Annotated in this window: 6 protein-coding genes and 1 pseudogene; 4 read left to right on the forward strand and 3 right to left on the reverse strand. The window is 56.6% G+C overall.

Annotation, left to right across the window (positions count from 1 at the left end):
- The first annotated feature begins 56 nt into the window (after window positions 1-56).
- From HMPREF2527_RS00590 to HMPREF2527_RS00600, 3 genes are all read left to right on the forward strand, one after another.
- Window positions 57-683 carry a hypothetical protein gene (locus HMPREF2527_RS00590; protein WP_070505614.1) on the forward strand — a complete coding sequence of 209 codons (627 nt, stop codon included), beginning with the start codon at window positions 57-59 and terminating at the stop codon, window positions 681-683.
- Between the two features lie 41 nt (window positions 684-724).
- Entirely contained in the window at window positions 725-1,318 is a 594-nt protein-coding gene (locus tag HMPREF2527_RS00595; protein WP_070505616.1) for a hypothetical protein, read from the forward strand.
- 245 nt (window positions 1,319-1,563) lie between these two features.
- Complete coding sequence (locus HMPREF2527_RS00600) at window positions 1,564-4,347, forward strand: DNA methyltransferase (RefSeq protein ID WP_210390340.1); 2,784 nt, start codon at window positions 1,564-1,566, stop codon at window positions 4,345-4,347.
- A gap of 140 nt (window positions 4,348-4,487) precedes the next feature.
- Here HMPREF2527_RS00600 and HMPREF2527_RS00605 read toward each other — a convergent pair whose 3' ends face one another.
- The 3 genes and pseudogenes from HMPREF2527_RS00605 to HMPREF2527_RS00610 all read right to left on the reverse strand — a co-directional run bounded on the left by HMPREF2527_RS00605 (window position 4,488) and on the right by HMPREF2527_RS00610 (window position 7,842).
- Entirely contained in the window at window positions 4,488-5,303 is an 816-nt protein-coding gene (locus HMPREF2527_RS00605; RefSeq protein ID WP_246824741.1) for an ImmA/IrrE family metallo-endopeptidase, read from the reverse strand.
- An 84-nt stretch (window positions 5,304-5,387) separates the two neighbouring features.
- A pseudogene (locus HMPREF2527_RS09965) lies at window positions 5,388-5,576 on the reverse strand (helix-turn-helix domain-containing protein); the annotation flags it as partial.
- A gap of 559 nt (window positions 5,577-6,135) precedes the next feature.
- Window positions 6,136-7,842 (reverse strand): RNA-guided endonuclease InsQ/TnpB family protein, encoded by a 1,707-nt coding sequence (locus tag HMPREF2527_RS00610; protein WP_070505622.1) that lies wholly within the window; start codon window positions 7,840-7,842, stop codon window positions 6,136-6,138.
- Window positions 7,843-8,421: 579 nt separating this feature from the next.
- On the opposite strand from HMPREF2527_RS00610, the gene HMPREF2527_RS00615 reads away from it, so the two are divergent.
- Window positions 8,422-9,848: replication initiation protein (locus tag HMPREF2527_RS00615; RefSeq protein WP_070505625.1), on the forward strand; the 1,427-nt coding region annotated here is incomplete at its 3' end.

A 9,848-nucleotide genomic window follows, 5' to 3' on the forward strand; every position in this document is an offset into this window, starting at 1 on the left:
GGGGGCGGGGTCCACTCAGGTGGTCCCCGCCCCCCTTGCTTTATGAAAGGGCATCCATGCATAACACTGACAAAATCTTTAACATCCTTTTGGTCTCCGTTGGAGGTTCTGTTGCTTTATTTCTCGGTGCGGACTATCTGGCTCGCCTGATTTTCGGCGCCCAGGTGGTGCGTGCCGTCATCACCGAAACGGTGATTCTGTACGTTCTGGTAGCGCATCTAGTCGTTCTAGTGGGCATGTACATCATCTACCAGCGGGATTATGACCCTGGGAAGGGTTACCAGTGGTCTTTCGATAAGCCTGTTGATCAGCAGATTCCTCTGGACACTACCTGCCATACGTGGACTGATGCTCAGGGGCGAGAGCACCTGGACATCAAGGGTACTGCACCTGGAGTCGAGGATGAGCTGGAGGCTAGTTTCACGCGTCAGGGACTGTTGAAGAAGTGGAAGCAGGGCCTCGGCTGGTACGCTGACCTGGACCACACGATCATGCCTGATAAGGTGCAGGTGAAGGAATCTGACCGAGACCATGATTACCTGCGCATTGAAGGATGGGAGAAGTGGCACTGCCCCATTCAGAAGCAGATGGTGAATTCTAAGAAAAAGAAGCCGCACCAGCACACCGATGATTGCTCTCTGGAAGAGACGAGGAACCACATCACTTGGTATGTCACTCTCTAACCGGGGGGCTTGTGTAGAGAAGGAAAAGGAGGAAAGGCTACATGGATTCTGAAGATGCTCAGCGAGAGGACCGCTTAGCCCGTTATGTACTTATTGGGTTGATTGTTACTGTCTGCACGTGGGTTCTGACGCTTATGGGGGTCGCAGACGCAGTCATCCCGTACGTGCTTCCGCCAGCTATTTTGATTCTGTGCGGACGGTACATCCTGGTGGGCTCTATCTCTGATGTGGAGCCTCAAGCGCAAGCTCTTGCCTCCGTGGTGGGAGGTATCGCTTTGGGGTTGGTGGCTGCCAGCGGCAGCGGCTATTTCTTCACTCCGGTGCCTGCAGCCGGGGTAAAGGGCGGCTGGATGCTCGCTACCGCGTTTATCGTTTGGGTGCTTTACCGGATGCACACCAAGTATGAGGCTGCTCTTTTGGAGAAGGTGAATCTGAAGCTTCTGCTGGCCACCGCCGCTGCTGCTGGATTCTACGGTGCGTATGGTGCCGCGATCTTCTGCCTGGGCGTGGTGTTCTTGATGTCCGGTATCGGGCTTTCTGCGCGCCAGCCTCAGCGTGTTGATCCTAATATTTACCTCATTACTGGCTCGATGGTGGTAACGCTCGCTGGTCTTGCCGCGCCGTTGTTCTTCTAACGAGGTCCACGCTTTCAATAAGTGCCGCTAGAGGCCCCTTCCCTCACCCGGGGAAGGGGCCTCTAGCGTTATGTGGTGAGAGTGCATTGGCCTGGCTGGCTAGGGTTTTCTTGGTACATTTAAGGCCGTGGACAGGGATTATGGAAGACAAGGCGGTCTATAGTATCTGCCTTCCCCCGCCTCATCCGGTGTCCAAAAATAGTTGAGACATCAGAGATGGGAGACCCCTGTTGAATGAGAATTTTGTGGCTGCAGAGCGTAGCCGCGTCGAGCGTGCTAGGAATTTCGCTCAGAAGTGGGAAGGACGCGGGTCCGAGAAAGGCGATACCCACTCCTTCTGGCTTGAGCTGCTACGTGATGTGGTGGGCATGGAGGATGTGACAACGAACGTCCACTTCGAGGCTTCGACCTCCGAGCGAGGCTTCATCGACGTAACTATCCCTGCCGCCAAGACGATTATCGAGCAGAAGTCCCTCACGGTGGACCTGGATAAGCCTGAGCCACGTCAGGGGGTTATGGTGACCCCCTTTGAGCAGGCGAAACGGTACGTGGACTCCATGCGTAACTCGCAGCGTGCAGATACCATCATCGTCTGCAATTTCGACTATTTCCGCATCCATGACCTTGACGTTGAGAAGCCGGGGGAGAACTATATCCAGTTCCGGCTTGTAGAGTTGCCGGAGCAGCTTCACCTGCTTGATTTCCTGGTCGATCCGCAGCGTGCCCGTCAGGTGCGAGAGGAACGAGTCTCGTTGGAGGCCGGTGCGCTCATCGGCAAGGTCTATGAGATGTTGCGCGCTCAGTACGTTGACCCGGACTCAGCGGAGAGCCGTCACTCACTGAACGTGCTGTGTGTGCGGCTGGTTTTTTGCCTGTTCGCTGAAGACGCCGGATTGTTCCCCAAGGATGCTTTCTACCGTTATTTGAAGGCTATGCCCGCCACGCAGGTGCGTACTGCCCTGAAGGAGCTTTTCGCGCACCTGCGCGCCAAGCCTGAGGACCGTGACCCCTACGCTTCTGCCCAGTTGAAGGATTTTCCTTACGTCAATGGTGGCCTTTTTGAAGCTGACGTGGAGATCCCGAACTTCACCGAAGAAATCCTTGAAGTCCTGCTGGAGGAAGTGAGTAAGGGGACGAATTGGTCGCATATCTCACCGACTGTCTTCGGTAGCGTCTTTGAGTCCACGCTGAACCCTGCGACGCGCCGTTCAAGCGGTATGCACTATACCTCCGTGAAGAATATTCACCGTGTCATTGATCCGCTCTTTCTTGATGACCTTACCGCTGAGCTTGACTCAATCCTGACGGATACTGAGTTAGGCGAGCGGGCGCGCCGTAATGCGTTGAACCGGTATCACGATAAGCTTGCTGGTTTGACCTTCTTTGACCCGGCGTGCGGCTCGGGTAACTTCCTGACCGAGACTTACATCAGCCTACGCCGCCTGGAGAACAAGGTCCTCTCTGAGGTGATGAACCGTCAGAGTGTCTTCGGCTTCACCGATGAGACTACTCCGCTGAAGGTTTCTTTGACCCAGCTGCACGGCATTGAGATTAACGATTTCGCCGTCAACGTCGCCGCCACCGCATTGTGGATCGCTGAGCTCCAAGCCAACGCTGAAGCGCAGACCATCGTTTATCAAATCATTGAGGACCTGCCCCTGAAGGACTCAGCGCACATCGTCTTGGGTAACGCCCTACAGATGGACTGGTCCGAGGTAGTCCCTGCCGATGAGTGCGACTACATCATCGGCAACCCGCCCTTCATTGGGCACTCGAACCTGAATGAAGAGCAGAAGGAAGACCGCCTGCGTATCTTTGGCAAAAGCGGCGGCACCCTCGACTACGTGGCGTGCTGGTACAAGATGGCTGCCGACTATATGCAGGGAACCTCGATTCAAGCTGCCCTGGTTTCGACGAATTCGATATGTCAGGGCCAGCAGGTTCAGCCTTTGTGGAAGCCGCTGTTTGAACAAGGGGTGCGTATCAACTTCGCACACCGCACCTTCGTATGGTCCTCTGAATCGAGCGATATTGCCCGAGTGCATGTCATCATTGTTGGTTTCGGATACCAAAATATGACGCCTAAACGAATCTTTGAGCATGATGGTGACAAGGTTATCGAGCATCAGGTCAGCCGCATCAACGGGTATTTGTTGGATGCACACGAGATGATGTTCGTTGGTCGACGGTACAAGACGCTTAGCGAGGCCCCAAAGATGATTGCCGGTGGAAAGCCCAATGAGGGCGGCTTCCTACTTCTCAGCCCTCAGCAGCGGGAGGAGCTGTTGCGAGTTCATCCTGCTATTGAGCCGTGGATTCGCCGCTTCTCGATGGGTGAAGACTTCATTAACGGTGAGGAATGCTATTGCCTGTGGTTGCAGGACTGCCCGCGACATGTCTGGGCGTCCATGCCTGAAGTCGTTGACCGTGTGCGCTCGGTACAGCATACGCGTGAGAATTCGTCTAAGGCAGCGACGCGGAAGAAAGCGGAGACTCCCTGGCTGTTCGACGAGATCAAATACAACGGCGAGGGCGCATATTTGGCTGTTCCGAAGGTGTCTTCTCGACGCCGGAAATACATCCCTATCGACTTCGTCACTGATGGCATGATCCCTGGCGACAAACTCTTCTTCGTACCGGATGCCACGGTGTACCACTTTGGTATCCTGACCTCCCGCGTCCACAACGCCTGGATGCGGGTTGTTGCCGGTCGCCTCAAGAGCGACTACAGCTACGGCAACACCATTGTGTATAACAATTTCGTGTGGCCGAAAGTCACTCGGGCACAGCAACAGGAGATCGCTGATGCTGCTCAAGCAGTTCTTGATGCCCGTGCGTCTTTCCCGGGAACCTCTTTGAAGGATCTTTACGAACCGGATAACGAGTTCATTTACTCTGAGCTTACAAAGGCACACAGGGCACTTGATGCTGCTGTCGAGCGTGCTTACAACCTTGAGCCGGGATGTTCAGAAGAAAAGATTGTGAAGCGACTTTTCAAAGGCTACATCTCAGCGACTGCGAAAAAATAAGAACCTGACGTTTTCTTCATGAACAAAAGGCCCCCTTCCCGGGTGATGGGGAGGGGGGCCTTTCTGTATCTTCAGCGCCTTCCAGCTATAAAAAGCTTCGGCACCGACATGGTTTACCATGCCAGCACCGAAGCCTTCACCTATGCCCTAACGGGAAGAAGCGGACACCGCGCAGTCATCACCTTGAAGTAGCTTTGTGGAACACGTGACCTCTCCCGGACCTCCTCAGGGCCTACACCCACGTCACCCAGAAGCTCAAGAGCGTGGGGGATAAGCGAGGGCTCCTCAACCCCCGAAATAGCCCCGGGCTCCAACAGCTCCCACCCATTTCGAGACAGAGACTTCAGACCTTCACGGTACCCCTCTTCCGTCAAACGACCCAGCGCGTACGCCTTATCCAGCAGCACCTTCATACTGACACCCCAACGCTCCTTCAGCTCCTTGAGCATGACCTTGCCAGCCCCATCTATACGGGTAGGCAGCTCATCATGGAGCACTTCACTAGGAGCCAGGAGCTCAGAAGCAAAAGCATCAGCCTGCGCCTCAATCACTTTATTACCGGGCTCTGCATCTGGATGCATCACCAAATGCCCCAACTCATGAGCCACATCAAAGCGCTGCCGATAATAATCACCCTTCGTCGGGTTCAGAACAATGAGGGGGACCTCGCCACTAAAGACAGAATGCGCATCCAAGGACGCATGCTCAAAGGGTGCAAAGACGGCACAGATCCCATGATCCTCAACCGCCCGGAGAACATGAGCGATGGGACCATCACCCAGACCCCACTCATGACGAACCTGCTGCGCCGCCATCTGTGGAACAATCGACTCCGCAAGCTCAGGATCCGCCGAAATATCAGGAAGATGCAGCGCAGGAAAGTCCACATAATCCCTGAGGGTGCGCACCAAATCCTGAGTAACCTGCACATAAGCCTGCGCCTGACGATAAGCCACCTGCGTTCCCGCCCGATAAGACCTAAAATGCGGAAGACCAGAAGCCACAGGCAACCCTTCCAACTGAGGCTCAAAAAACTCAGGACCCACCCCAAAGACACGGCACAGCGCAGCAACATCACCCGATGAGGGGGCTTGAAGACCCAACTCCCAGCAGGTGATAGTCCGAGCACTGACGCCTAACCGCATCGACAATTCGCTCTTACGGATACCGTAAAGCTCTCGGACTAGAGTGATTCGTTGAGGGCTGCAGAGTGGGCGATTGAAGGACATGATTTTCTCACCATCAAGCTATACAAAAGGGTGCATTTTGAGTGGGTGTATTGAGCTTAACACCAGCATCGGCTCACCCCCGCACATACGGGGAACACAGTGGGGTCTGGGTGTTGGTCCTATTGGTCATCGGCTCACCCCCATGCATGCGGGGAAAACTGACCCTGAGACTGACTCTTCTCAGAAGCACGCGGCTCACCCCCATGCATGCGGGGAAAACGCACGCTGTCTAGAAACTTCAATGTGTCACCTCGGCTCACCCCCGCACATACGGGGAACACGTCTACCAGCCACCACAATGTCGAGTCGAGCACGGCTCATCCCCGCGCATACGGGGAAAACGCAACTAATCGTATGGATAATTTCGTCACCATCGGCTCATCCCCGCGCATACAGGGAATACCTGATTCGTTCGGGCGCATGTCCATGTCTGGACGGCTCATCCCCGCACATACAGGGAATACACTTAGCCACAAGGCACGATGCCTAGCAGAAGCCTAAAAATATTCAGTTTCCACACGTATACACATATAAAAGGGATGAGTAGACGATTACTCGCCTACGGTGACCCGCCGCCAGTGGCGGCTGGCCTTGACGCATCCAACGCCACATCCCCCAACACCACCGAACCAGCAGCATCAGAGCCTGCGACTCCGCGTCCGTTTAGACTCTCCCCCGTGCCGGGGGCGAGTTGCGCCTCATACATCCGTACAGCCTCCGCACGAATATTACGTGCCGCATTCACGTCACGATCAATCCGCGCACCGCAGGCTGCGCACTCAAAGACACGCACGCGAAGGTCGAGCTTGGTTTTCGCTCGTGCTCCGCAGGCGCTACACGTCTGAGAAGATGCAAAGAAGCGGTCAATAATCTGTACCTGCGAGCCGTACCAGCTGGCCTTGTATTCCAGCTGACGGCGCAGCGTACTAAAAGCGGCGTCCAGAATGGACCGGTTGAGCCCGGCTTTCTGGCGCACATTCTTGCCCGGTGCCTCAACGGTACCGGCAGCTGAGGCGGTCATACCCGCTACAGCCAAGTCTTCAAGCCCGATGAGGGTATACCCGGTGCTCAGGCGCTTAGAAACCTGATGTAGACCGGATTCACGGCGCAAGGCTACCAGGTGGTGGTGCCGTGCAATCTGCTGCACAATACGGGCACGGCGATTAGAGCCCTTCTGGGCACGCGCGAGGGCACGCTGCAGGCGTACCAAGCGCTTCTCAGCGGCACGTGCCCAGCGGGGGTTAGCCAGTGTAGGCGCACCATCACCGGTGAACTCCAGGGAGGGGTACCGTGCGAAACGCTGCGGGGCCTGCTCGTCAGAGAGCGCGGCGAGGTAGCGCACGCCCAGGTCTACACCGACAGCACCAGCGGCACGCTGCGCACGGGTAGGAGTCACCGGGGTACGGGACAGCTTAACGAGGATGGAGACGTACCATCGGTCAGCGGCACGGGAGACCGTGTAGGATTTGACATTAGCGCCAGCACGCACGGCCTTCACCAGGGGCTTTGTGGTGTTGTGAGTGCGGATAACGCCCAGGTGTGAGAGGCGTACGTGGCGGTAGTCCTCAATGGTCGGGGCGGTCTTGATGCCGCGGCGCTTCATCAGCGCCGCACGACGCGCAAATTCAGGTGTGCCCTTCTTGTAGGGGGTGCCGTAGGCTCCGACATCGTCATTATTCGGGTCGCGGTCGACAGTAAAAGAGTCGCGGCTGACACCTTTACGCTTGCGACGAGGGACACCCATTCGGGCGCCGGCACGCAGGCCTTTGAGGGATTCTTCGTAGTTTTTCCAGGCTTTTCCAGCATTCAGCAGGCCCGAATCGAGCACTCGGCTATTAATGTTATGTAGCCATGGTTCGGAATACTCTTCGGTCTCGGGCCAGACAACAGCGGGGTCAGCGCCGGCAGCAATGGCTTTGCTTGCAGCGCGGTGCCGTTTGACTTCAGGAGTCAGATACAGCGACCTATAACCAGGCGTATATTTGTCACGAGCCTTATAGAGGAACTGGTAGGCCGGGTCTTTCTCACGTAGTTTCTTAAGCTCGCCGTTGATCGTCTCGTGATCTGCACCTTCGGCGGCACGGGTTCTCCGATATTCCTGTTTGTTTTCGAGGATTTGAAGGTTATAAGTGGTGAGGAGGTTGTACGTGCGGCGTGATGCGCCTGCGCATTGCTCTAGCGCGATTGTCTGTGCCTGGTTGGGGTCGAGGCGGAATTTGTAGGCACGGTACAGGGCACCATCGTCGATGCTGGTTTTCTCAGCCATGGCCTTTCCTCCTCCTCTTCTGCGAGCTATAGAGATAAGATGCTTGGAAATCTCTTGTAATGACCATAGTGGATACCCCTGACAAGATAAGGGGGTATTTTGCGTGACCAGGAAACATTTTTATGTGATGTGCATCATGTGGATAACTTGTTTTTGAGTGGGGCTATCAGGTGGGCTAGTGGGATGAATTGTGTACGCCTCTGGGATCAACTCTGTACACCTCTGGGATGAAAGGTGTACGCTCCCGGGATGAATTGTGTACACCTCTGGGATGAAAGGTGTACGCTACCTATGGTAAAAACGCCTAAGAATCCCCGGAATCACAAGGGAAAATCGGTGTTCAAATTTTTCCCCCTATAAGATATACCTATAAGACTCCTATCGTCGTCAGATGCGCGTGCGTGCGTGAGGGCTGTGGAAAACTCGCACTGCGTCTGATGGCGACGACGATGAAGACGGAAAATCCCCTGGTTGACAGCCCGTCTGTCCGGGGTCTAGTGTGAGTGCAGATACAAAAAATGACCCCGCGACGTTGGAGCGTCCGGGGCCGTGGCAACACCTACAACACTAGGCATCGCAATGAACAACTTTAGCGCACCTGCGCACCCTCAGTCCACCCGGACTACCCCCGCCAGCACCGACGCTGGCATGACTCTCAGCGACATCCTCGCTGACCACGCCGCCCCCACCGGCGGCACTCTGCAGCATCCCCACAGTACCGGTCCGCTGGTCATCGACAGCTACCTCACCAGCACCTTTCCCTGGATTTTCGTTAACTACTCTCTGCCGCTGCGTGCTACCTCAGAGACCATGTGGGAGCGTACCGACGGTGATGTCACCGTTATCCTCGCCGCCACACCGTACGAGGACGCTGACGGCACTACCCAGTACCATCTGCCTTCCGGGCGTATCGCCCGTGAGGTCATCATGTACCTGGTCACCTCCGCAATGATGAGCGGGTCCCCCACCATCGAGATCTCTCGCACATGGCGCGGATTCCTCCGCGACATGGGCATACCCTACAGCTCCGCTAACCGCCGCGCCGTAGAGCGTCAGCTACGCGCCATCCTCAACATGAGCGTGCGTGTCTCACACCGTACTGCGCATGGCTCCGGCACTAACCTCTCCTCGCGCGCCTGCCTGGTCGGCTCCGGCGAGGACCTGGTTTTTGACCGTGACGGCGTCCTCGATGACGCCTACCGCTCCGTCGTCATCCTGTCGGATGAATTTTTCGACCGCATTGCGGCTGCCCCCTCCCCGGTCCACGGCACCATGCGTATACTCCGGGACTCATGGCGTCAGATTGTCAGCGAAAACCCCCACCAGGCTCTGGCTGGTGACGTGTACCTGTGGCTGGCAGGCCGTATGAGCCGCGTCCACCGCGAGGTACGCATCCCCTGGTCGGACTTCGCCGCCCAGTTCGGTAGCAGCATGAGCAATGAGCGCCGCTGGCGCCAACAGTTTCGCTCCGCTCTGTCCGTGGCTACTAAGGCGTATTTTGCACCCCTGGGCGAGGATTTTGACTCGACCGTCTACGTCGGTGAGTATGACCTGGGCTCTCGCAATCATCCCGGTGGTCTGCGTCTAGCCCCGGTGAGTGCTGAGCATCGTAAGCTGCTCGGCTGGAGTGCTCGCCGTAGCCGCCGCACTAGCTCTCGCACTGCCCCTGCACGTCAGAAATTACAGCCTGAGCCTCCTGCCCCGGCGTCCCCGTCCTCCGAGGTGGTCTCTATCCCCGCTCACGCGGGTGTCGATGTGGCTGAGCTGCGTGCAGCACTAGATGCCGCTGGTTTGCCCACAGGTGCCGTCTCAGACGGTACTCTACGGGCTGCTATCGACACGGTGCTCAGCCGTGTCTCCTCGGTCGGTAATGCTCAGTCTCTGGTCACTACCGCTATCGTGCGGGAGCCTGCCCTGCTAGGTATCACCGCACCGGCACCTACCCGCACTATCGCTACCGCACCTGTGCCTCTGGTGACCCTGCCCAAGGGCACCTGCCCCGAGCA

Source organism: Rothia sp. HMSC071B01 (assembly GCF_001808945.1).
Lineage (GTDB): Bacteria > Actinomycetota > Actinomycetes > Actinomycetales > Micrococcaceae > Rothia.

Coding starts and splice junctions, on each gene's coding strand:
- HMPREF2527_RS00590 (WP_070505614.1), top strand. CDS start 57: ATGCATAACACTGACAAAATCTTTAACATCCTTTTGGTCTCCGTTGGA.
- HMPREF2527_RS00595 (WP_070505616.1), top strand. CDS start 725: ATGGATTCTGAAGATGCTCAGCGAGAGGACCGCTTAGCCCGTTATGTA.
- HMPREF2527_RS00610 (WP_070505622.1), bottom strand. CDS start 7,842: ATGGCTGAGAAAACCAGCATCGACGATGGTGCCCTGTACCGTGCCTAC.